The 24652-nt window shown below is 40.8% G+C and carries 16 protein-coding genes and 3 pseudogenes; 6 read left to right on the forward strand and 13 right to left on the reverse strand.

Annotated elements, in window-relative coordinates; all coding sequences use genetic code 11:
* Nucleotides 1–116: 116 nt before the first annotated feature.
* The 7 genes and pseudogenes from N824_RS00390 to N824_RS00415 all read right to left on the reverse strand — a co-directional run bounded on the left by N824_RS00390 (nucleotide 117) and on the right by N824_RS00415 (nucleotide 11801).
* On the reverse strand, nucleotides 117–3677 hold the full coding sequence (locus tag N824_RS00390) for a two-component regulator propeller domain-containing protein (protein WP_161662234.1): 3561 nt from the start codon (nucleotides 3675–3677) through the stop codon (nucleotides 117–119).
* Between the two features lie 72 nt (nucleotides 3678–3749).
* A pseudogene (locus N824_RS38140) lies at nucleotides 3750–3803 on the reverse strand (two-component regulator propeller domain-containing protein); the annotation flags it as partial.
* Nucleotides 3784–4242: pseudogene (locus N824_RS38145) on the reverse strand (two-component regulator propeller domain-containing protein). The pseudogenes N824_RS38140 and N824_RS38145, both read right to left, overlap by 20 nt.
* Before the next feature lie 127 nt (nucleotides 4243–4369).
* Nucleotides 4370–6061, reverse strand: a complete 1692-nt coding sequence (locus N824_RS00400; RefSeq protein WP_152541953.1) for a hypothetical protein — start codon at nucleotides 6059–6061, stop codon at nucleotides 4370–4372.
* Nucleotides 6062–6072: 11 nt separating this feature from the next.
* Nucleotides 6073–7407, reverse strand: a complete 1335-nt coding sequence (locus N824_RS00405) for a hypothetical protein (protein ID WP_048903161.1) — start codon at nucleotides 7405–7407, stop codon at nucleotides 6073–6075.
* Nucleotides 7408–7419: 12 nt separating this feature from the next.
* A complete protein-coding gene (locus tag N824_RS00410) occupies nucleotides 7420–8790 on the reverse strand; it encodes a RagB/SusD family nutrient uptake outer membrane protein (RefSeq protein ID WP_048903162.1) in 1371 nt (456 codons plus the stop codon).
* Nucleotides 8791–8813: 23 nt separating this feature from the next.
* Entirely contained in the window at nucleotides 8814–11801 is a 2988-nt protein-coding gene (locus N824_RS00415) for a TonB-dependent receptor (RefSeq protein WP_235206946.1), read from the reverse strand.
* 452 nt (nucleotides 11802–12253) lie between these two features.
* Between N824_RS00415 and N824_RS00420 the strand changes: the two genes are divergently transcribed.
* The gene (locus N824_RS00420; protein ID WP_084498133.1) at nucleotides 12254–12817 is read left to right on the forward strand and encodes a c-type cytochrome; all 564 of its coding nucleotides are present in this window, start codon (nucleotides 12254–12256) and stop codon (nucleotides 12815–12817) included.
* Nucleotides 12818–12823: 6 nt separating this feature from the next.
* Nucleotides 12824–14068, forward strand: a complete 1245-nt coding sequence (gene soxC, locus N824_RS00425) for a sulfite dehydrogenase (RefSeq protein ID WP_048903164.1) — start codon at nucleotides 12824–12826, stop codon at nucleotides 14066–14068.
* Here the strand turns inward: soxC and N824_RS00430 are convergent.
* The gene (locus N824_RS00430) at nucleotides 14055–14684 is read right to left on the reverse strand and encodes a hypothetical protein (RefSeq protein ID WP_048903165.1); all 630 of its coding nucleotides are present in this window, start codon (nucleotides 14682–14684) and stop codon (nucleotides 14055–14057) included. The genes soxC and N824_RS00430 overlap by 14 nt on opposite strands.
* Before the next feature lie 71 nt (nucleotides 14685–14755).
* Nucleotides 14756–15715, reverse strand: a complete 960-nt coding sequence (locus tag N824_RS00435; protein WP_200869779.1) for a Dyp-type peroxidase — start codon at nucleotides 15713–15715, stop codon at nucleotides 14756–14758.
* Between the two features lie 142 nt (nucleotides 15716–15857).
* On the opposite strand from N824_RS00435, the pseudogene N824_RS00440 reads away from it, so the two are divergent.
* Nucleotides 15858–16778, forward strand: a pseudogene (locus tag N824_RS00440) (bestrophin family protein).
* Nucleotides 16779–16784: 6 nt separating this feature from the next.
* On the opposite strand, the gene N824_RS00445 reads toward N824_RS00440, so the two are convergent.
* The 4 genes from N824_RS00445 to N824_RS00460 all read right to left on the reverse strand — a co-directional run bounded on the left by N824_RS00445 (nucleotide 16785) and on the right by N824_RS00460 (nucleotide 21112).
* Entirely contained in the window at nucleotides 16785–19124 is a 2340-nt protein-coding gene (locus N824_RS00445) for an FdhF/YdeP family oxidoreductase (protein WP_048903167.1), read from the reverse strand.
* A 3-nt stretch (nucleotides 19125–19127) separates the two neighbouring features.
* Entirely contained in the window at nucleotides 19128–19478 is a 351-nt protein-coding gene (locus N824_RS00450; protein WP_048903168.1) for a hypothetical protein, read from the reverse strand.
* Between the two features lie 53 nt (nucleotides 19479–19531).
* Nucleotides 19532–20428, reverse strand: a complete 897-nt coding sequence (gene fdhD / locus N824_RS00455; RefSeq protein ID WP_048903169.1) for a formate dehydrogenase accessory sulfurtransferase FdhD — start codon at nucleotides 20426–20428, stop codon at nucleotides 19532–19534.
* Between the two features lie 102 nt (nucleotides 20429–20530).
* A complete protein-coding gene (locus N824_RS00460; protein ID WP_048903170.1) occupies nucleotides 20531–21112 on the reverse strand; it encodes a molybdenum cofactor guanylyltransferase in 582 nt (193 codons plus the stop codon).
* A gap of 273 nt (nucleotides 21113–21385) precedes the next feature.
* Here N824_RS00460 and N824_RS00465 point away from each other — a divergent pair, with 273 nt between their 5' ends.
* Genes N824_RS00465 through N824_RS00475 form a run of 3 tightly spaced genes read left to right on the forward strand, consistent with a single transcriptional unit; the run spans nucleotide 21386 to nucleotide 24642 of the window.
* Nucleotides 21386–21859: a (2Fe-2S)-binding protein gene (locus N824_RS00465; RefSeq protein ID WP_048903171.1), complete on the forward strand. Its 474-nt coding sequence runs from the start codon at nucleotides 21386–21388 to the stop codon at nucleotides 21857–21859.
* On the forward strand, nucleotides 21856–22470 hold the full coding sequence (locus tag N824_RS00470) for a hypothetical protein (protein WP_048903172.1): 615 nt from the start codon (nucleotides 21856–21858) through the stop codon (nucleotides 22468–22470). Before N824_RS00465 ends, N824_RS00470 begins: the two co-directional genes overlap by 4 nt.
* Before the next feature lie 15 nt (nucleotides 22471–22485).
* Complete coding sequence (locus N824_RS00475) at nucleotides 22486–24642, forward strand: molybdopterin cofactor-binding domain-containing protein (RefSeq protein ID WP_048903173.1); 2157 nt, start codon at nucleotides 22486–22488, stop codon at nucleotides 24640–24642.
* Nucleotides 24643–24652: the final 10 nt, after the last annotated feature.

A 24652-nucleotide genomic window follows, 5' to 3' on the forward strand; every position in this document is an offset into this window, starting at 1 on the left:
AAATCACCGATCTTCGATTGAGTCGACAGGGCTAAATTCGATGGATTTACAGAGAATTAAAGGGGGTAAACAACCAATATTAGAGGGGTAAAATTTAGATTCCACCTCAAAAACGGCTATTTTTTTACCACATCCTTGTTTAGGGTAATATTTTTTGAAAAGTTCTTACGGTATTTCTTGATGTAGTCTGACGGATTCATCTCGAACAATTTATTAAACTGCTCTCTGAAATATTTAATGTCATTCATGCCCACTATAAACATGGTCTCTGAAATGGTGTTTTCTGTATTGATAAATATTTCAGCAGCTTTCCGTAAACGGATAAAGCGAATAAAACTGTTAGACGAGCGTCCGGAAATAGATTTGATTTTGTTAAACAGGTTAGAGCGTGACATACCAATCTCATCGGCCAGGATCTGAATGTTAAAATTTGGATCAGTAATGTGCTTTTCTACAATCCTGATGCAGTCCTGAAGGAAATCTCTGTATTCTGCCGAGATTCTAAAATTATTGGGGTTCAAAGTAACCTCATTATAGAAATATTGCTGAAGGCTGCTCTTGCTTTTCAAAATACCCGCAACTCTTGCTACTAACAAATCCTTATCAAAAGGTTTACTTATGTAATCATCAGCACCGATCTCTATCCCTTTCAATTTAATTTCAGGCGATGAACTGGCAGTTAACAACACTATTGGAATATGGGATAAAGAGGCATCCTCCTTGACCAGGCTACAAATCTCTATTCCGCTAATGCCTTGCATCATGACGTCACTGATGATGAAATCTGGCAGAAATTCTCTGATCATTTTCATCCCCTCCTCTCCACTTGCAGCAACATACAAGTTGTACTGGGCCTTAAAAACCTCAACCAGATAATCCCGGATCGATTTATTGTCATCTATAATAATGAGTGATTTTTTTTCCGAAGCAAAATCCCCGTCATATTGCTCAACAGTAGTACTTTCTTTCTGGTTAAGCGGACTTACCTCGTCCTCTGCCAATTCCATTAACAGTAAAGAACTCGTTTCGGAAACAGGGAGAATCTGGTCTATGTTAAGGTGCTCTCTACCTTTCAACAAGGTGATAAAAAAGGTAGTCCCCTGATTCTGGATACTTTTATAACTGATTGTACCGCCATGACTCTCAATGAAATTTTTAACCAAATATAATCCGATGCCAAAGCCGGTTCTTAAAGAATTATTGTGATCGGGTTCCTGATAAAACCTGCTGTAAATTTTCTGTCCCGCATTTTCAGGGATGCCAGATCCGCTATCCTTAACCTCAATCTTTACCGTATCAGATGTTTCAGATACCTCAAGGGAAACGCGTCCTTCATCTGGTGTAAACTTTATTGCATTTGAAAGCAGATTAAATATAGCAATCTCTAATTTTTCGCGGTCTGCATAAATCTGTATATGATCTTGTGAGGAGATAAATTCATAGCTTATCTTTCTTGAGCGGGCCTGATGAGAAAAACACAGGTATACTTCTTTACACAAATTGACGATATCCAGATCTGCAGCTTTCAACTTGTCTGCCTGGGTATCAGCCTTCCTAAAAAGCAGTAGTTGATCAACCAGGCTCAGTAGCCTTTTTGCATTCCGATAAACGATATTAAGGTTACTGGTATCTACATTTTTATCATCATGATAAAGCAATTCCTTAATTGGATTGATGATTAAGGTAAGAGGGGTTCTGAATTCATGAGAAATATTGGTAAAAAAAGAAAGTTTTTTCTCGTTCAGTTCCTTWKCTWWKWYACTTTCGATATTGGCTACCTTTATTTTGTACTTCAGGTCTTCCTGTTTATTTCTGTACAGGATATATGCGTAAATGGCCAAACAAACTGCTGCCGCATATAACAGATACGCCCACCAGGTCCAGTACCAAGGTGGACTGATATGGATAACCAGGATCCTTCCCTTATTGTTCCATACGCCATCATTATTAGATGCCCTTATCCAAAGTTTATACGTTCCCGGATTTAAGTTTGTATAAGTTGCCTTACGCTGTGAACCAACATAATTCCATTTCTTATCAAAGCCTATTAATATGTACGCGTATTTATTTTTTTCTGGATACCTATAATTTAGACCTACAAATTCAAAGGAGAAAACACTTTGCTCATAGTCAAGAGTCAGCTCCTTTACGATATTCAAATTTTCTTTTAAAGGCCCATTGGAAGTTGGGAGAACAGATTTATTGAACAATTGAAAATCAGTAAAGTACACTGGTGGAATGGTTTTATTCGAATGGATAGCTAAGGGATCAAATTTGATGATCCCCCTACTTCCGGCAAGATATATATATTCTCCATCGTTGAGCATAACAGAATTCACGTAAACCCCATCAGCTTCATCGAAATTCCTGACGGATATATGCTTAGGATCAAACGTTGATATTCCACTTTCCGTAGTTACCCACATATTTCCTTTAGCATCCTCAGTAATGCCTCTGAATACATTATTGGAAAAACCATCCTTTTTCGAATATGTAACAAAACGCTGCTCTTTAGCTACATATTTATTCAATCCATCGGGTGTAGAGATCCAGATGTTATCCTTTGAATCCTGATAAAGGTTTCTGATAATGTTACTGCTGATTCCAGTACCTGAGCGTTCTGATGACCTGATCACCTGAAAGCGTTCTGAGTTTCTGTCAAAACGGTTTAGTCCGCCTCCATATGTTCCAATCCAAATATCACCTCTTTTATCCTTTAATAAGGAATAAAGGTGGTTATTGCTTAAAGAATACTTGTCGTCCTTTTTATTGTAATAATGCTTGAAAGTATTGTTATTGCTATTGTAAACTTTAAGTCCCGCATCGGTTGCCAGGTAATAGATGCCCGGATCAACCTCAAGGATATCCCGAAAAACATCTTCGTTAAAAAGACTGCCCAAAGCGGAGTGATGATTGTGGTGAACAAATAGGTTGCGTTCCTGATCGTAACTATCAAACCCATTTTCGGTCAAAATCCATAAAACTCCCTTGCTGTCAAAATAAAGCTTACTAATGTCATTGCTCTTTAAGCTATTTGTTTGGGCATTTTTTTTAAAGCCAGACATCTTTCCAGATTTATAGTCCAGCGTAAACAGCCCCTTGCTGGTACCAATCCAGAGCATAGTACCTTTACTTGCCAGGCTATTCACTTCACAATTCTCCAGCTTAAGATCAGTCAAATCAAACTTATATTGCTGACGATCAATCTTCAAAATACCATTCTTTCCATTAATCCAAATGATGCCATTACGATCCATATAGGAATCGCCGAAAGCATAATTTACCACATTTTTAATAGGTTCCCATTTGTAATTCTGAGTATTCAACCAATAGAAACCATTATTCCCTCCAACAATGAGCATGTTTTTTTGGACGGGCAAGATGCTGTAGACACCGGTACTGGTCTTGTCTGGCAACTGAACTGACTTGAAATTGCTTTTTTCCGGATCGAACTTAAATAGACCACTCCAATAAGTGCCAATCCAAATTGTTCCGTTCTCATCATATGCAAGTGACCAGATATCGTTTGGGTTCTTAAGTCCAGGTAACTGTGTCTGCTGAAAATTTGTGAAACGCTTTATACGCTTATCAAACTTATTAAGTCCACCGCTCCAGTTTCCAAGCCATAGGCTTCCCTGTTTGTCTTCAACAATAGCGTTAACCGATTTCCCAACCATAGCACCTGGTGTACCCTGATTGGGCTGATAGGTGGTAAAGGACTTGGTTTGTTCATGAAATCTATTAAACCCATCATCTGTTCCAATCCATATAGTTCCCTCACGATCACAAAGTATAGACCATAKYKWMWCAWTNCYRWTKKMWGWASCTANCCWTWKSWTCATSATGMRWNNAYYYTRWWWYTTTWYWGTWWKWRKATSSAKKRAAKTTMAGYYWNTSCMNTGTCCCCACCCATAACCGACCTTGATGATCCTCCACTATTGTACTAACATAATTATTGCTGATAGTAGTATGATCTCCTTCTGCATGGTAAAATACTTTAAATGTATAGCCATCAAAGCGACACAATCCATTTTCAGTACCTATCCAAATAAAACCTCTTCGGTCCTTAAGAGTAGCTGTCGTATTTTTAGAAGGCAGCCCATCTGCAATAGTGTATGTTTTAAATGCATAGCTTCCATACAAAGATTGTTCATTGCTTCCTTCTGAACTTAGCTGTGCGTGAACAGGCAGAAACTGAACTTCCATCCATATTAAAACAATAAAAAAATAAAATAAACGCATGATGAACCTATGGATAGTAGGGTATAGTTGAGACGGAAATTATCCCCGAAGATAACATTTAGCCATCAATTTTAACAACCATCATGAATTTTTCGCTCATATGACCCATATGAGCGAAAAATTTTATTTAGTATTTTCCTGCGTTAAGTTTACTTTCAGGCAAAACGTATTTCCTGTTAACTTTATCCAATACGACATAAAGAGAATCATTATTCTCATTTAACCCTTCCAAGATAACTTTGTTTCCATCAGTGGTATGGTAATTCAATGTCAACCTGGCTCGATTTGAACTCCGCTCAGGACGAGCAAATTCACGGTCTCTTCTGGTAGACCAGGCACGTTTATCGATCATCCGGTTTTCATCACCTATATTCTTCCATGCCGCTTTACTGATCCAGTTATCTTTTTTTCCGCTTTCCTTCTCATCTGAGCCACTCCTTCTGCCTCTGCCACTTCTTGAAGCAAGGGCATTTTTATCCTGTAGATAAAGTACATGTTCTACTGTATCAGCGTAGTAATGAAAAGCACGCTGCCCGCCTGCGGTACCAGCAATTTCGAATGTACGTTGTATATCGCGCATCGGACTGCCACCGCCATTGGATGGATCTACTACTACTGGTTTATTAATCCTGAATGTCAGCGTAGTCCATTTTTCAAAGGTAGCTTCCTTCCAGCGTACACTATCTAATGGAGAATATGGAATCTCCTGTCCGTTTATTTTAAACACCGTAACATTATAATTGCCTCTTAATGTTTTCACCCCTGCTGTTGATGGCTGTTTATAAGGATCATACTTAAAATTGATCACTTCGGTATAAGTCAGAATTACAAAGAAGATAAGGATGGTAAGTCCCTTTAACGCAATCCTGGTATATTTGTATATAGGCTTACTGTAATCAGGATAGTAATATTGTGGTACGGTATAGCGTTCAAGAATCAGCAGGTTGTATAATCTTGGCAGGTCTGCAGCAATGACTAAAGTACCAAGCAAAACAAAATAGAAGGCATATACATGCACTCCACCATCATAAGCATAGTTCACAAAAGTGATATCGCCTAATGCGCCAATGAGCAATATAGCACCATAGGTAGCTGTCTTTCTGAAGAGCAATAAGGCTCCGGCAGCAAGTTCTACTATACCACCAAATACCTGATACCAGGGTACTATACCAACGGAAAGCCAGTAGATTTTTTGTGCGGTAAAGTCGCCAAAGTCTGTATTCAGGAGTCCCAGTGAAGGAAAGGGCATTTGAGTTGGAAATAATTTTGTAAAACCAAAACCAATAATCCCTATAGCTGCCCTAAAACGTACAACTACAGTTAGCCAGTAATATAATACATTATAAGATGGCCTTTTTCGGTCGAGCAAACTCCAGACCAGCCCTACCACTACTGCTATAGCCAATGCATTTCCCCATGAACTGTAGTCGCTAAGCCAGCTCCTTTTTCTCTGAACATTGCTTTCATTGTGCTGCGATCTCTCTTTATCTGAATCAATCTTTGATGATTGAGCTCCTTTTGCCCGCTTTAAAGAGTCTCTGCGACGCTGTTTTTGAGGACTGGCAGCTTCTTGTCCTTCGCCATCAGCAATGTTTGGGCGTCCCGAACTACCAAATAGCACCGGGGGTGCATTTGTACCAAAGCGTGCAATATCATAGATATCGCGATAATGCGGATTTAGCCAGTCGATGGCAATTAAATTTTTATACCACCCACTGCTTAGCGGAATGGATACCAGCAAGAAGAACACAAATGTAATGCGAAAAGCTATTTTCTTACCTATTGACCATTGAGTTGGTGTATTTTCTAAATTATTCATTTTCATGAGTATTAAAGTTTCAAACGATTACGACGGCCAAGTTTAATCGGATACTTCTTGTCGATTTTGTTCAGCAAAACGTAAACGGAATCTTTTGAATTGTTAACGCCCGAAAGGATTATTGTTGCGCTATCTGGCCTAATATACCTCAGTATCAGTTTATCGTTCTTGTAATTGCTGTTTTTGTTTTGCAGCAACAACAGATGGTTTACTGTATCTGCTTTATAGCTGTAATAATGTCTTCCACCGGAACCGGCCAACTCATAGTTTCTGTCTTTATCTTTATAGCTGATCTGTTCATAGTTGCTAGATTCAAGTATAACCGGCCTGTTTGAGCGGATACTGATTGTGGCCCATTTCTCAAATACTACATCCTTCCATCTTGTTGAATCTGTAGCAGAATAAGGGAATACCTTACCATTAAGTTTAAACTCACTAACATTATAGATCCCACTGGCCCCCTTTAACCCTTTTGCTTTTGGAAACTGATAAGGATCGTTCTTATAACCCTTATAGGTTTTAAACCCATAAACAAATACAAAAAAGAAGATCACTGCAGTTTTCAAAACAATCCTGCCATTTTTTAACCATCCGCTAAATATGGGCTTAAATAAATTCGGCACAGTTGGTTTGCCGAGTGAAATCAGGTTATAGATTCGCCTTGCATCGTAGGCTAATACAAATATAGCCAGCGAAATCAGGTAAAAGCTGTAAACATATTCACCGCCTTCGTACGCAAGGTTTGAGATGAATACATTACCTGTAAACACCAGTATAATAAACGCGCCTATTGAGGCTGTTCTTCTGAAGAATAAGAGGATGCCTGCAAGCAGTTCTACTCCGCCAAGAAAAGACTCGTAACCAGGCACTACGCCAAGGCTCAGAGAGAATATCTTCCAGTCGGTAAAGTAGCCATAACCGGTATTCAGATTGCTGATGGATGGAAAGGGTGCCTGTAGCGGAAAAAACTTAATAAACCCGTAACCGATAATCCCTATAGCTAGTCTGTACCTTAGTATAGTTCTTAACCAGTAGTACAAAATGCTATAATCTGTATCTGGTTTCTCTTTTTTAGCCCATATTACAGCTCCTATTGCTGCTATGATGGCAATAATGATCCAGTCGATAAAACTTCCCGTGGCTGAACCAAAGCTGGGGAAATACCTGGTAATGAAAAAAATATCTCCGTACTTGAGATTAAACCAGTTAATGGCAAAGATCCCTTTATAGTATTTCCAGTCAAGCGGAATGGTTTGAAGAATGAAATAAATGAAAAAGAAGCGCAAGGCAATCTTTTCATAACCTTTCCATTCAGGAGAAGATTGGTCTGATTTAATAGTCGTCATAATCTATAAATTTTAATATCCTGGATTATTTGGCCCTAGTGCCGGATCTATCAGCAGCTGATCATTGGGAATAGGCATCAGGTACTTCCTGACGTCAGTAATGTTCAGCACAGCAGATGCCCTTCCTGTTCTTACCAGATCAAACCAGCGGTGAGGCTCAAAAGCAAATTCAACTCTTCTTTCGTTTTCGATGGCCAGCAGTACCCCAGCTTTGGTAACTGCAGGCGTCCCCGCCAGTCCGGATCTGTCGCGCACAGCATTCAGGTCGGCAACACCACCGGCTAACTTATCATTGACAACAGTTGCACCTTCTGGAGCCTGGTTGCTTCGCGCTTCGGCACGGATCAAATAAAGTTCAGCTATGCGAATCAGATAAGAAGGATCTGTTGCAGGGCTCCTGTAATATAAATTGCCATACCATCGGTTCTGGTTGTCTTTTGCCACAAGAACACTTCTTGTACCCCCAATCAGGGGATCATTTACCAATGCTACAAATGCATCATTGGGTGCCCATTGGCGAGTTCCTCCATTTTGTTGAGGCTGCCATTGTCCACGATGTCCATTGGTTTCAGCAGCGCTGTAAAAGAGTTCGAAAACCGACTCCTGAGTGGCTCTGGCATCATTTTGAAAGAAACTTCCAAAAGGTTTCAACAATTTGTAATTCGCATTATCAACAATCAGCTTTGTTGCATACAATTCTGCATTTGCCCAGTCGCCTCTGTATAAATAATACCGCGACTTTAATGCCCATACTGTTTTTCGGGTAGCTCTATGCCTGTCTGTAGTTTCAGTCAACAAAGGTTCTGCCTTATCCAAATCGCTCAGTACTTGTGCATATACTTCATTTTGCGGACTGCGTGGAATTCCGCTATTATCAGTTGCCGTTTCAGTAGGCTTGGTGATTAACGGTACGCTACCCCAGGTCCGGGCCAGATCAAAATAGGCTAATGCACGAATAAAATAAGCCTGACCAACGATCTGGTCTTTTGTACTTTGGTTAAGGAGTGGATCTGTCACCCCGGGAACCTTTTGAATAACCTGGTTAGCCCGGCTTATGGTTAGGTAAATGGCAGACCAAGCACTGCTGATGGTAGAATTGTCCGCACTAACATTATGATTTATGAATTCCTGAACTTGCGATTGTGAACCTGTCCATTGTATGTTATCCCCATTGAGATATCCTATTGACTGAAATGTGGTCCCATAATAAGATCCGGATGCTAGTGCAGCATAAACCCCGGTTAGTGCAGTTTGCGATGATGCATTGTCGTAGATTGTCTGCTTATCTGACACTGATGCGCGAGGTTCTACATCCAGGTATTTCTCGCAAGAGGTAAAGGACAGAACGCTAAATAAGGACAAGATATGTATTGCTTTTTTCATGATTTCTAATTTCTTATCCCTGATTATAGGGAGACATTTATACCAAATTGAAAACTCCGTGGCTGTGGTGGTGTACCCAGATCAATCCCCTGCGCATTTTGTGAACTGCTGGCAGAAGACTCAGGATCAAGGCCTGTATAATTGGTGATCAGGAACAGGTTGTTAGCCGTCACTGACAATCTCACCCTATCCAGCTTAAACCGTTCTGTAATAGATTTAGGAAGTGTATAGCCAAGTACCAAAGAGCGCAAACGCAGGAAAGAAGCATCTTCCAGCCAGCGGCTGCCATCATCTTTATAGTTGTTGTTGTTAATTCCATCGGGCCTTGGTGTGTTTGTTACATCACCAGGTTTCTGCCACCTATCTACGTTACTCGCAAAAATGATACGATTCGCATCACGTGCTCCACCTGCTTCACCAAAAAACCTGTTGTGATTATACACCTTGTTTCCATAAGAGAAGGAAAAGAACACACCTAGGTCTAATCCTTTATAGGAAAAATTATTGCCCATACCCCCAAAGAACTTAGGCCATACGCTGCCATAGATCTGCCTATCTGCAGCAGTGATCTTACCATCCTTATTGTAATCATCATATACCACGTTACCCGTTTGTGGGTCTACATAAAGCTCCTTATATAGGTAGAAAGAATACAAAGGGTTTCCCTCTATATTCCAGATCAAATCCCTGCTTCCAAACTTTACAGGGGCAGACAATTTTTCTATTTTATTCTTATTTCCGGATATATTGAAACTGGTTGTCCAGTTAAAGTCCTTTCCTTTAATATTGGTAGAGCTAATTCCCAGCTCATAGCCCCTGTTACTGATCTCTATTTGATTTTTAGTATAACTGCTAAAGCCTGTTGTAGCTGCCAACGGGCTGGAAATTATGCCATCACTGGTGTATTTCCTGTAGTAGTCAAATGAAAATGCCAGTCTGCCCTCAAATAAAGAGAGATCAAATCCTGTGTTGAACTGGGTAGTTTGCTCCCAGCCAAGATCAGGATTGGCAATTTGCTGAGGCGCTGTACCAGGGTTTCCAAGGTATGATGACCCACCAGACCAAAGGCCAAGTGAAGAAAAATCATCGGCACCATTCTGGCTTCCTGTAATACCATAACTGGTTCTGATCTTCAGATCAGTGATGAAATCCACATTTTTCAAAAAGTTTTCTTCTTTAACCTGCCATGCTGCACCTACTCCAGGAAAATACCCCCATTGCTTGTCCTTTCCGAATGCAGATGATCCATCCGCACGCAAACTAAAATCAAGCAGGTATTTGCCATCGAAATTATAATCCAGCTTAGTAAAGAAGGCAGCCAGATTTCTTCTTGACCACCTTTCTGAGCCAGTAGTTACCGCAGCCGAGGAAATAAGCTTGTAAGAATTGTTGGCAAAGCCCCTGCCGGTAGCTGAAGTGGTACTGCTTACATCGCTTTGCAGTGTATTACCCACTAAAATGCCGAATGTATGTTTATCATTGACCTTAAAACTATAGGAAAGTGTTTGCTCATTAAGCAGCGAGGTACGCTGGCCGACAGATGAAGTAGCCAGACCATTCGGACTTCCCGAGATCAGGAAAGTATTCCAATATTCAGATTCAGGGTAATTGGTATAGTCCAAACCAAAACTGGAACGGAATTTCAGTCCCGGCAAAATTTCTGCCTCGCCATACAGGTTACCAATGTACCGCAAACTGGTAGAGTTGATGTCGTAATTTTCAAGCAAAAGCTGTACATTATCAAAGCCAGCCCGACCTACCAAAACTCCCTGTGCATTATAAGGTGACAGATATGTAGGCGTATGTAGTGCCGCCTGAAGTAAACCACCAGCTGGCCCATCTCCTGCACGGCCTTCATTGCGGTGAGTCCTACCCAGGGTATTGCTTATGCCGACTGTTATTTTATTGGTGATTTTCTGATCAAAATTTGCCTTGAAGCTGGCACGATCGAAAGATATAGGCGCCAGGATGGACTCCTGTTTATTGTATCCCGCCGAAATGTAATATTTGGTTCCGTTGTTTCCTCCGGCCAAAGAAACATCGTAATTCTGCAGCGCAGCAGTACGAAAAACCTGACTCAAGCGGTCGTAAGTTTGCTGCTCTTCAGGTAAACCTCTGCCTCCTTCGGAAACAGGGCGGAACGGACGGGTAGCAAAAGTTCCACCAGTATTGATGTAATTCTCATTAATCAACTCAGCGTGTTGCGGGCCGGTAGCCAGATCCCACAGTTTGATGGCTTTTGCAAAACCATTATTTACAGTCAGATCAAGCTTTGGCTTCTGGTTAAAATTGCCACGTTTGGTGGTAATGATAACCACTCCATTGGCTCCCCTAACCCCGTAAAGTACAGTTGCTTCAGCATCTTTCAACACAGAAATACTCGCAATATCGTTCGGATTAATATCAGCAATAGGCGATGTGGATTTACCACCTGTATCATAAGTCTGCAAGCTGGTATTACTTATAAATACCCCGTCTATCACATACAAAGGATTGTTGTTGCCATTAATACTATTAGCCCCGCGCAGTCGAATATTTACAGTCTCGCCCGGCACACCTGTATTATTGGTGATCTGTACACCGGCTACTTTTCCCTGAAGCTGCGATTCAAAGCTGCCGCCCGGAATGTTCTTTACATCATCAAGATTGGTTTTTACAACAGATCCGATTACGTTTCTACGTTCCTGCGAACCGTAGGCCACTACTACCACATCATTTAATTGATTGGTAACCTCCTTTAATTCTATTTCAATAGATTCAGTTCTGGCTATGACTTCCCTTTTCTCATACCCAATAAAGGTGATAACCAATGTGTAGGGCAGTTTCTGACCAGTTACAAAGTTGAACTTGCCATCTTTGTCGGTCTGTACAGAGTGCGTGGTACCGGTAATACTTACACTGGCACCTGGGATTCCTTTTCTGGTTACCTGATCTATGACCTGTCCTTTTAAAGTAGAATTGACAATTGTATGGGTCTGTGATTTGGAAATCAAAGGGATAAATAAAAACATTACTAGACTGCTAAATAGCAATAATGTCTTTTTAACAAAGGAGCTGGCGCTAAATAAAGGCCTCTCCCTTTTAAAATTTTGCATAACTTTAAAAAGTTTTAATTAATTAATTGTTGGTTGAAACTAGTGGCATTTCAGTAGGTGATTGGCGTTGCATACTGATGGCCAACGTAAAGGCAGGATTTTATCCTGTYWWKATKTTKKWRMKRRGRTMGSAARARYGYYRTKKMKSGAAACAGCAACAACAGTAAGCTGAGAATTTCAACTWYAGRTGTANMGWYYWGRTGKMWWMKKWYTTSYKGMGNRGYYRWWTWTMCWWRWRTCTAKTWAATCNAYAGNAATTRATTYKTTTTTSWMAAAWRTRMCGKYAYWTTTTACAAAAACAAATTAATTCTATCGATTTACTAGATTTTATTATATTTGGCAGTCATAAGGTCAATTGTCAATTAGAAATGAAAATAAAAATTGTTGTTGGAACGGCCCTGCTAGGTCTGATTTTATTTCATCAGGTATCTGCCCAGCAGACAAGTTATCCATCAAGATTCGGCTTTGGGAGGTTGGCAACAACAACAGAAATTGCCTTATGGGATATAGATGTACGTCCAGATGGAAAAGGACTTCCTGCGGGCCAAGGTGATGTATTAAAAGGTAAAGTAATATATACATCAAAATGCATGGCTTGCCATGGTAATAACGATACAGATCTTTCAAAAATCAAACTCCCTGCTCCCCTTCTGGTTAGCGATACTTTAGCGAAAAGCAGGCCTAAGGCCATCGGAAATTACTGGCCGTATGCAACTACCCTGTTTGACTATATCCGTAGAACAATGCCTTACAACCAACCCGGGTCATTGACTGATAATGAGGTATACAGCATTACTGCCTATCTGCTTTATGCCAATAAAATTATTAAACAAAATCAGTTCCTGAATGCAAAAACATTACCAGGTATCGTTATGCCTGCAAAAAAACTGTTCATTATGGATGATCGTAAAGGAGGGCCTGAAGTCAGGTAAGGAGCAATGAAAGTGCAAAAAAAAGACAAACAAGTTATAAAATCCAACAAAATAAGTCGCCGGACCTTGCTTGCCGGTATGGTTGCTGCCGCTGTTTTACCAGTGAATCCGATATTTGCAAAACATGTACAAACGGGACCGCATACTGTCCCTGAACCACCAGAAGACCCCACAAAAACAATAGGCCCCGGCCCAAGCGCACAAGGCAAGCGGTCAACTTTTGAACACCCTATACGTAAGTTTTCGGAGACCTCTTCACGTAGCCCCTTGCAAGATTTTCACAGCACCATCACTCCTTCTGATCTTCATTACGAAAGACATCATGCCGGCGTACCTATCATTGACCCACAAAAATATGAGTTGCTGATCCATGGAATGGTTGAACGTCCAATGAAATTTACACTTGCAGAGCTGAAGCGTTTTCCCGCTGTGAGCCGAATCTGTTTCCTGGAATGTGCAGGTAATTTTCGCGGAGGAAAGGAAGAATTAACTCCACAGGAAATACTAGGGCTAACCAGTCAGAGCGAATGGACCGGAGTTATGCTGTCAACTCTTTTTCGTGAAGTAGGTGCTGATCCAAAGGCTTTATGGTTCCTGGCAGAGGGCTCAGATGCTGCTGTCATGACCCGCAGCGTTCCTGTAAAAAAGGCCTGGGACGATGCCATGATCGTTTATGCACAAAATGGAGAGGCCATCAGACCAGAACAAGGATATCCGGTACGCCTGTTGCTCCCAGGATGGGAAGGCAACATGAATATCAAATGGCTAAGAAGAATAGAATTATCTGATGAGCCTTATATGACCAGAGAAGAAACATCAAAATATACATACCCGGTAAAAGACCGTATACGAATGTTCAGCTTTGAAATGGATGCCAGGTCAATCATAACCTTCCCTTCTTATCCTCAAAAGATAATGCCTGGCTGGGTTGAGATCAGGGGAATTGCATGGAGTGGAAGAGGAAAAATTGAAAAAGTTGAAGTGAGTACTGATGCGGGGAAAACGTGGCAAGATGCCAGATTGCAAGATCCGGTGCTGAGTAAGGCACATACTTATTTCAGGCATCTCTGGCAATGGAATGGTAATCCAACGGAAATACTAAGTCGCGCCGTTGATGAAACTGGATATGTACAGCCAACCCTTCAGCAATTGGCTGAAGCACGTGGCACGGCTATGGGCGGTTACCATATGAATCCTATTACCTCATGGCAGATCAAAACAGACGGCAGTACATTGTTTAAGCCCGAATAGTTAGCAACCCTTTTACAAGAGCTTTCCATTGAGGATAAGACAGCCCGATTTTAGCACCCCAGCCTACAAATACATTGCGGATATTATCAAGGGCCTTATCGGTACCGGTATTAGGCATCTCGTTCCTACCGTGTTCCTCCGCACTAACAATATTGCCAATACGCTTGACTTGAAAGGTAGAGGTCGCTTCCTCTGTGAGAAAGTGCGCTGTACCCTCTTTGTCGTTTAAAGGGTTAGCTGAAGGTCGTACCGTGATGCTCAATACTTCAGCATCATCCAATTCCTCGGTGATAATCTGTTCAATCCGAACCCAATCATAGCCCTTACCTGTAGTCGTTCCCGGACCAGGAATATCAATTTTGATATGATCGCCGTTTATTGCGGACCTGCTTACCTGATGACCACTGGAATCCGTAAGGTAAAAATTTGACATTTTAGTACCTGCTATCTTTGTCCATTGGTTTACGTCCAGTAATCTTTCCTTCACAATCTTAAAAAAATCTATCGCTTCGGCTATCGAGGCTAGTTCAACCTTTTCTACGGCATTCATTTCCGTTCCGTTCTGCTGCTCAGGGACATGACTTGCTCCCGGATCATTGTTATGATTTGTTTCCATGATATCATTAGCAACTGATACAATCCTAAAAAGTTTTGATTTTAAATAAAATTATAGCAGTCTTCTCTTAGTCAGGAAACACCATCGGCTGTATATTGCTTCAACATATTCACCGATGGGGCAAAAAACAAGCTGCCGGTGCATGCAGTGCTAAAATCAAGTATCCTGTCGTAATTTCCCGTCGGAAATCCAATAAACATTCTTTCCAGCATTTTATGAGTAGTGCTAAACGTACTTGCGTATGCAATAAAGTATGTGCCAACCTCATTTTTAGACGGGGATCCGAAGGGCATGTTGTCTCGCACAATCTTCAGCTCATTGCCATCTTCATCTTCTATAGCTGCCAAGGCACTGTGCGAGTTCTCAGGCTTTATGTCATCAGGCATCTCAATATCACTCATTTTATACCGTCCTATTACTTTTTCTTGTTCTTCGACCGGGAGTTTTGTCCAGCCTCGCATATCATGCAGGTACTTTTGCACAAAAAGGTAACTTCCTCCCGCATAAACCGGATCCTCGTCACCAACCGTAGCAAAGAACTCGCGCTGATCGCCTACCGGATTTTCTGTACCATCCACAAAACCGAGGATGGATCGGCCGTCCCAATACCTAAAACCATGTATTTCTTCCAAACAATCTGCAACTGGGTCTAATACTTCCGTTATAGCAGTGAGCATATCAAAACAAACGGACATATCGGTACCACGTAAATGAAAATGCAAATCCCCTGGAGTTGCTACAGCGGTATGTTTTAAACCGGTAACAGGTTCAAAATTCTTCAGCTCTTTGGGTAGTGGTGWGGGTAATGAAAGTTGAAGCCAGGCATCATGACCAATACCCAATACACAACTTACCCGCCCGCCCGGAACCCGTATAATATAAGAATGGTTAAGGTTAGCTATCAGACCGCAAAGTTTTTCGAATGCAGGTTTGATTTCTATATTGTGTTTAAACTTCCAAACAGTGAATATGGTATTATTATTCGGGTAGTCCGTTATATTTTGTGACTCCTGCGTTATGGGTCTTTTCATATCATTCTAATTTAAGATTTAAAATTAAAAACTTGAGATAAGATTCCAGCAGAAAAAAGATTCAACGGCTTTTTTTGTAATTTTGTTATGCTTTTGATGTATGAAATAAAATCTCCACTATAAGTAAATACTTAAATAAAAGATGATCACAAGACAGCGTACCAATTGGCTGAAAATGTTATTTATATGGAAAGGATCCGTAATAAATAAAATTATTGTCCAACTTATAGTTATTGCAGTATTATCATTGATCACCCTATACTTTAAGGGGAAAATATATGACTATAAGGTACACCTTAACCCCACCATTTTTACCTTAATTGGTCTGGCTTTAGCCATTTTTATGGGTTTTTGCAATACGGCGAGTTATGATCGATATTGGGAAGGAAGAAAACTTTGGGGCGCACTAGTTATAGAATCCAGGTCTTTGACAAGGCAGGTGCAGACGTTTATAAATGATCCTTCTCCTGAAGGGAAAAAAAGCAAAGAAGATTTCATAAAAATGATAGCAGCATTCTGCTGGTCTCTTAATTATCAGTTGAGAAATAAATCTGGAACAGAACATCTTTCCCGACTACTTTCTGCAGAGCAAGTGGAGTATTTAAGAGATAAAAGACATATTCCAGTTATCATTTTAGATTTCATAGGAGAGTGGGTCAGCAAACAAAACAAGAAAAATCATATTGACACCATTGTTTTAGCTTCTATAGATAACAGGCTTAATCAGTTTTCTCAAATCGTAGGAAGTTGTGAGCGAATTTCCAATACGCCTTTACCATTTGCATATAGTGTTTTGTTACATCGTACGGTTTATTTTTACTGTTTTTGGTTACCCTTTGGTTTGGTAGATAGCTTAGGGTGGATGATGCCTCTGATCGTGTTACTTATTAGCTATACTTTTATTGCTTTAGATGCGATCATACAGGAAATTGGCGAGCCGTTTGGAGAAGAAGAAAACGACCTAGCTCTTAATACCATTTGCAGGACTATTGAATATTCGATTTTTGAGCAGGCACAAATTCCAYAKGAAKNANWWAKAWAYCYASNAAWKCSKRWTTTGTAGATTAACTTATAATTGGTCTATCAATTCGTATATTTTAGTGTTATGTTTTTTGATCTTAATTTTAACAAATTTTGAGGCTGGCATATTACTTCCCCGAACAACATTATTAATGGAAACCAACACGTTGGTTTCAGGAAAATAAGTCATGGTGTTCCCTTCTGGTATCTGGTACGAAACGATAATAAACAAAGGTGCGATCCTTTCGATACCATTATCATAATTAAACAAATCTACCTTTTCGCCATCTACAAATCCCGCTTTCTGGATATCTTTTTGATTCATAAATATAACCCGACGCTCATTCTTAATCCCGCGGTACCGATCGTCAAGCCCATATATTGTGGTATTAAATTGGTCATGCGTACGCGTTGTCGCCATCATGTATTCATCCGGGGCAAGTACATTTTCAGGTATGGAGGTTAGGGTAAATGGAGCCCGATCGCCAAATTTCTTAGTAATAAAGTTCCCTTCTCGTGCAGCATTAGGCAAATAAAATCCTTCTTTATGCCGCACCCTTACGTTATAATTCTCAAAACCTGGGATGCACTTTTCAATGTCCTCCCTTACCGCATCGTAGCTATCGGCATAGCGTTGCCAGTCGATAACCGATCTGCTCCCTAAAGTTGCAATCGCCATCCGGCATACAATCTGTGTTTCGTTCACGAGCTTATCCGATATTGGCTTTAGCATGCCCTTAGATGATTGTACTACGCCCATTGAATTTTCCGTACTCACAAACTGTGGTTCACCATTAACCATGTCGATATCACTACGTGAAAAGGTTGGAAGAATTAATGCTTCCTGCCCATGCACGAGGTGGCTTCGGTTAAGTTTGGTAGAAACCGAAACACTTAAATTAAGCTTCCTTAATGCTTTAGCAGTAAAAGTAGTGTCGGGTGTTGCCGATAAAAAATTGCCCCCCATGCTGAAAAAGACTTTTACTTTACCCTCGTGTATCGCTTTAATTACCCCTACCACATCGTATCCGTGTTCGCGGGGAGGATCAAAGCCAAAGACTTTTTGAATGCGATCCAACTGTTCGTTGCTGGGTTTTTCGTTAATCATCATGGTACGATTACCCTGAACATTGCTATGTCCCCGAACCGGACAGACACCAGCACCAGGCTTACCAATACTTCCTTTAAGCAACAGTAAGTTTACGATCTCCTGAATCATCTCTACTCCGTTAGGTTGCTGTGTAAGCCCCATTCCCCAACAAAAAATAATCCGCTTTTTGAATGCAAGCATTTGAGCAGCCTCATAAATCGCAGCTAGTGATACCCCAGAGGCAGCTGCAAGATCTTCTAGTTTGTAATGGTCAAACTGTTTGATAAAGGCATCGTACCCAATAGTTTTATCTGCAATAAATTTTTGGTCAAATACCTCGCCCGGAGATTTTTTTTCAAAGTCAATCAGCAGGAGCCCGATAGCCTTTAAAAGCTCCATATCACCGTTTATTTTTACAGGCAGATAAAGATCCGCAAGCTTAGCACCACTTCCAATAATACCATTTATTTGCTGAGGGTTATGAAATCCCATCAATCCGGCTTCTGGTAAAGGATTAATCGCAATGATCTTTGCTCCGTTTTTTTTACCTTTTTCCAGGGCACTCATCATTCTGGGCGCATTGGTCCCAGGATTTTGCCCAATAATCACAATCACATCTGTATCGTAAAAATCATTTAGTTTTACAGTTCCCTTTCCAATACCAATGGTTGGAAACAAAGCAGTGCCTGATGTTTCATGACACATATTAGAGCAATCTGGCATATTGTTGGTGCCAAATTCTTTTGCGAAGAGCTGATATAAAAATGAAGCTTCGTTACTCGTTCTGCCAGAAGTATAAAAAGCAGCTTCATCTGGTGTTTCTAGTGCATTCAGGTGTTCCGCTATTTTTTTAAAAGCATCGTCCCAGCTGATAGGCTGATAATGAGTACCACCTTTTGGCAAATAAACAGGTTCGGCCAATCTCCCTTTACGGCCTATTTCAAAATCCGTTAATTTGGCCAGATCGAAGACGGAGTTTTTTTTAAAGAAATCTGCAGTGACTTTTTTGGTAGTTGCTTCCTCTGCCAGGGCCTTCGCGCCATTTTCACAATATTCGCCCAAAGGAGATCGATCATCATCTGGATCAGGCCAGGCACAGCTCGGACAATCAAATCCCCCAATTTGATTCATCCTAAATAAAGCTCTTGTACCACGAATGGGTACCCCCTCCTCAAAAAGATCACCAAATGCCGCCATCACTGCAGGCACTCCTGCTGCCCATTTTTCAACCTTTGTTAATTTCAGGTCTAATAATTTGTATGGATTTTCTGCAGCCGGTTCTTTTTTCTCTTTTTCCATGGCTCATTTGTTTAGAGATGGATTGGGAAAATTATCACTCTGATCTTCTTCAACATTATCAAGGCAAGTAAAGTCTTTTTCAATGAGTAAACTAACAGGACCGTTCAAGTCATTAAAACCAACTCTCTCTGTATTGTTGAGTTCATCAACCATTGTTTTTGGTATACTTAGGACTATCCGGTCGCCAATGTAATCAGCTGACAGGACATCACCATTTATAGTTTCAATGGCATACACCAGTGTTTTACCCACAAAACCAGAACGTTCCTCCAGAAAGCCTTCAGATCCCAGTTTTGCTACGTCAGATTTGGTAAGTCTATATCTCAGCGAGTTGCCTTTAATTCTAATTTTCATCTGTATATTATTTGTTTTTCAATTGTGATGAAGCTATCAGATTTTTCATACTACTATGTGGTTTGAGAAATCATGATGGTTTCATACGATGTTGGTATTAATATTCTACTACTTAAATTGTAAATATTGAACCTGTCCTCTTTCAGGAAACCAAAAAGTGTAATATCAAATTCTGCAGCAAGTTCCACCGCAAGACTCGATGGCGCGCCAATGGCTGCAACGATTGCAATGCCGGCCATGGCGGCTTTCTGAATTAATTCAAAACTTGCCCTTCCACTCAGCAATAAAATATGCCGATCCAATGGCAGGGTATCTTTCAGTAATGCCTTGCCAATTAACTTGTCAAGCGCATTGTGTCGCCCAACGTCTTCCCGCAACAGAACTAAATCACCCTTGACAGTAAAAAGGCCTGATGCATGAATACCTCCGGTAGCTGCAAATCCGCTTTGGGCTGCACTTAACTTTCCTGGCAATTCATATAAAATATCTGTTGATAAATTCAACTGAGGTTTATCCTGATTACTAAAGGGGCTAACTGTCCTAATAGATTCAATAGAGCCTTTTCCGCATACGCCGCAACTGGAGGTGGTATAAAAATTCCGGTCCGATTGCTGCAACTGAGGCATGAAATTTTCAGCGAGTTCCACCTGCACAATATTCTGCTTTTGTGATGAACATTTCATATCTACGTGGTAGACATCAGTCACATCCTGATAAGAAGAAATAATTCCTTCTGTAAACAAAAAGCCGATCGCAAGTTCCAGGTCATTACCTGGCGTGCGCATGGTTACAGATATATTCTTTTGTATCCGCTCTGACTTGGGACCATAAGCTATTCTTATTTCAAGGGGCTCTTCTACGGAAAGCAGATCCGATAACGGCACACTTGTTAAACCTTTAACCTTTCTGACAAGTATCTGCTTAATGGAAACTAATTCTAAATCCTCCATTTCCGTGCGGTTTTAATAAAATAATCATTCTTAAAATTAAGAAAAAATCAGTCTAAAAAGAATTGTATGAGAGATATTCAACCAAAGAATAATAGATTAGCCTTAGAGATTATTTAAATCACTTAGTGTGTTATAGTTATCGAAATAAGCCTTCCATTTTTCGGAAACAGGAAGATGACTGACCTCTAGTTGATCAAGCGCATATTTCATACTATGCTTACGTAACTCTTGATTCATATACAAGGCATATATCTTGTCCAATGCCTTTGCTGAATATATGCCGCATAGTGGTTCATATTGCTTTTCATTCATAAAGACCAACGCATCAGCTGGATTATCCTCATACTGTTGAACAAGGAAGCCTAAAAGATCAACTTCCATATTTATCATGTCACAGGCAAGTACAAGTAAATCTTCCTTCGGATAAATAAGGTGTACGGATAAGATGCCTCTAAGTGGGCCACCGATAGACAAGGCAGGATCGTCTATGATTAATGAAGAGGTAGAAAAGACAGTTTGGTATATTGGTAATTGTAGTGTATTTACGGATATGGTAACAGGATTTTGTAATGATGACAACTTAGCAAATGCTTGTTGTGCCCATGTTTGTTGCCCATTTTGCAACATACCTTTATCCTTTCCCATTCTTAGACTTTGACCACCTGAAAGAACTACTCCAATCATTTTTATTAGTTTATTGAAACAAATTTAGACATTCTATAAGTTCGATTGTTATCAAATTATCTCAATCAGTAATATTGGTAGTAATACCCGTAATCCATCTACCATCAATGCCTTTAGTTATTTTGATCTTTGAATTAAAGAATTGAAAATGAAAAGTATCATAACCGTGTGGCAAGTTGTTAAGGATAAGGCAGATGATTTTACATTAATAGAAGAATATAAGTAGAAAAAACAGTATTTTAATAGAGAAATATCACCAAAAACCATTAGCATATGATTAACTTAAATATCAATCAAAAATCTTATGAGGTAGATGCAGATCCAGATATGCCCCTTTTGTGGGCCATTCGTGATCTTGTTGGTCTAACCGGAACCAAGTATGGATGCGGTGTTGCTCAATGTGGAGCCTGTGTAGTTCATTTAAATGGAGAAGCTGTGCGGTCATGTGTAACCAAAGTTAGCCGGGCGGAAGGTAAAAAAATCGTCACCATCGAAGGACTGTCAAAAAACAATGACCATCCGCTACAGTTGGCGTGGAATGAAGTTAATGTGCCGCAGTGCGGATATTGTCATTCTGGTCAATTGATGTCGGCAGCTGTACTATTGAGGGAAAATCCAAATCCTACAGATGAGGATATTGATAGTGCCATGTCCGGAAACATCTGTCGTTGCGGTACCTATCCCCGCATTCGAAAAGCTATTCACCTAGCAGCAGAACTGCATAAAAAGGAAGGCGGAACAAAATGAAAAGATCAATAATTATCATGGCAGTTATCCTCTCCATGATTGGAATCATGGCTTTCGGCTTGAGTACATTGAACAACCGTCCCAATGTTACTGGAGAGACTATACAGAAAATAAAAAAGGACAGCATAGCATCAGTAAGAGCCTTTGAACAGGTTTATCAAGTTTTAATGAGCCCACGCTGCATGAACTGTCACCCCTCGGGAGATATCCCTTTACAGGGAGACGACAGTCACCTGCATGAGATGCATCCAAAAAGAGGGCAGGACGGCAAAGGCGTATTTGCGATGAAATGTGCAAATTGCCATCAGCCAAACAACACACCTGGTTTACATACTCCACCGGGAAATCCAGACTGGCATTTGCCCCCTGCAGATATGAAAATGGTATTCCAGGGCAAAACAGCTCATGAACTGGCTAAACAACTGGTAAACCCTAAGCAAAATGGCAATAAGTCTATGAAACAATTATTGGAACATGCCGACGATGGGTTGGTTTTATCGGGATGGAATTCGGGAGAGGGACGCTCACAGCCACCAATGAGCCATGCAGCATTCAAAAAAGCATGGGAAACATGGATCAATACTGGGGCATATGCTCCTAAAAGCAAATAAATTAAATCTACAACTATGAGTACTAATCAAGTTTCCAGAAGAGATTTTCTCAGGGTTTCAGGTCTGGCTGGCACAGCATTATGCCTAGGTTTCTATTTCCCTTCAAGCGCCAAAGAAGCAGAAATCGTGAATACAAGTGGGGTACCAAAATCAGAAGTAGAACTGAACGCCTGGATCCACATAGATACAGATGGCAAAGTCACTATTTTTAACCATCGTGCCGAAATGGGTCAGGGCTCTTTTCAGTCCGTTCCACAAATTATTGCCGAAGAGCTCGAAGTTGACCTGAAAGAGGTAAATATTATTCTCGCCCAAGGTAACAGAGAAAAGTACGGCAGTCAGATTACCGGCGGAAGTTCAACCATACGCGGATCTTATAAGAATTTATTAAAGTTAAGCGCAACTGCCCGGATTATGCTGATCACCATCGCAGCAAAAAAGTGGAATGTGCCCATTACTGCCTGCTATGCCGAATCAGGCCATGTGCTACACAAAGCTTCAGGAAAGAAATTTCACTATGGCGAACTCGTTGTAGATGCTTCGAAACTAGAAGCACCGAAAGAAGTTGTCCTTAAAAAAATCTCCGAATATAAACTGATCCGCAAACCACTACACAGGCAGGATACCCCCCTAAAAACAAATGGTACCGCAATATTTGGTCTGGATAAGAAGTTACCAGGCATGCTTTATGCAACTGTTGAGCGTAATCCGAGGTTACGGGGAATAGTAAAAAGTTTTGATGCCAGTGCAGCTCTGAAAATACCAGGAGTTACAAAGGTTTTTAAAGTTCGCATGGGTGTTTTTAATACTTTTCGTGAGGGTGTAGCCGTTGTTGCAAATTCCACCTGGGCAGCGATGCAGGGGAAAAAAGCATTAAAGGTAGAATGGGATGATTCCGGATTCGAACACATCAACACCACTGAAATTTATAGACGCCAGCAAGAAGATCTCCAAACCAAGGAAGGTTTGTACCTAAAAAAACAAGGAAATCCAGATGATATCCTTAGACAGGAAGGAAAAACCATAGACGTAGTTTACCAGACTCCTTATCAGTCGCATAGCTGCATGGAACCTGTAAATTGTGTCGCTCATTATCAAGGCGACAAGGTGGAGATTTGGGGACCTATCCAAGCTCCGGAATGGGTACAGGATTACATCAGTGGCCAATTGGGCTTGCCTAAAGAAAAAGTCATCGTTAACATGACTTTCCTGGGTGGTGGATTTGGCAGAAAAGCATTTATGGATTATCCTCATGAGGCCACAATGATCTCCAAAGAAATCGGAGCTCCGGTTCAGGTGGTGTGGACAAGAGAGGATGATGCTACCCAAGGACCATATCGTCCGGGCATTTCGTACAGGTGCCAGGGTGCTATTCATAACGGAGAGGTAACTGCACTCAAATTCCGCATGTCAGGTCAGAATAATGACCATTGGAGAGGTGGAAAAACAGATCAGGCGAACCGAAGTACCTCCGAAGGATTTCTTAAACCCTACTTCGACAGCATCAAAAACATCAGCTTTGCCGAAGTACAATTTGAAACACCTGTTCCTACCATGTGGTGGCGGTCTGTATATGCCTCTACCAATGGATTTGCCTATGAAAGTTTTCTGGACGAGGTTGCATTAGCAGCAGGCAAAGATCCTCTGGATCTCAGGAGACAGTATTTACAGGATGAACGATGCCAGCGATTGATTGACAAAATGGAGGAAGTTTCGGGCTGGAAGAAAAGGAAGAAAAATGAAGGTTTTGGCGCTGCCATTACAGAATGCTTTTCCAGTACAGTGGGCCAAATTGTAAAAGTATCCAAAGATGCCAGTGGTAAAATTAAAATAGATCAGGTTTGGGCGGTGATGGACTGTGGATGGTACGTAAATCCTGATATCATCCGAGCCCAGGTAGAAGGAAGTATAATAATGGCATTAGGTGCGGCAACAATTCACGAAATCACATTTAAAGATGGGCTGGTAGAGCAAAGAAACTTCTATGATTATAAAATGCCAAGAATTACGGACATACCACCAATAGAAGTGCACATTATGGAAAATGACGCTGATGCAGGCGGAGTTGGTGAACCGGGTTTACCGGCCTTTGCCCCTGCCCTTACAAATGCCATATTTGATTTAACAGGGAAGCGGATAAGGAAACTTCCATTTGACTTAAGCGCTGTTTAATTACGAGATT

The sequence above is a fragment of the Pedobacter sp. V48 genome (genome assembly GCF_000523515.1).
Taxonomy (GTDB): domain Bacteria; phylum Bacteroidota; class Bacteroidia; order Sphingobacteriales; family Sphingobacteriaceae; genus Pedobacter.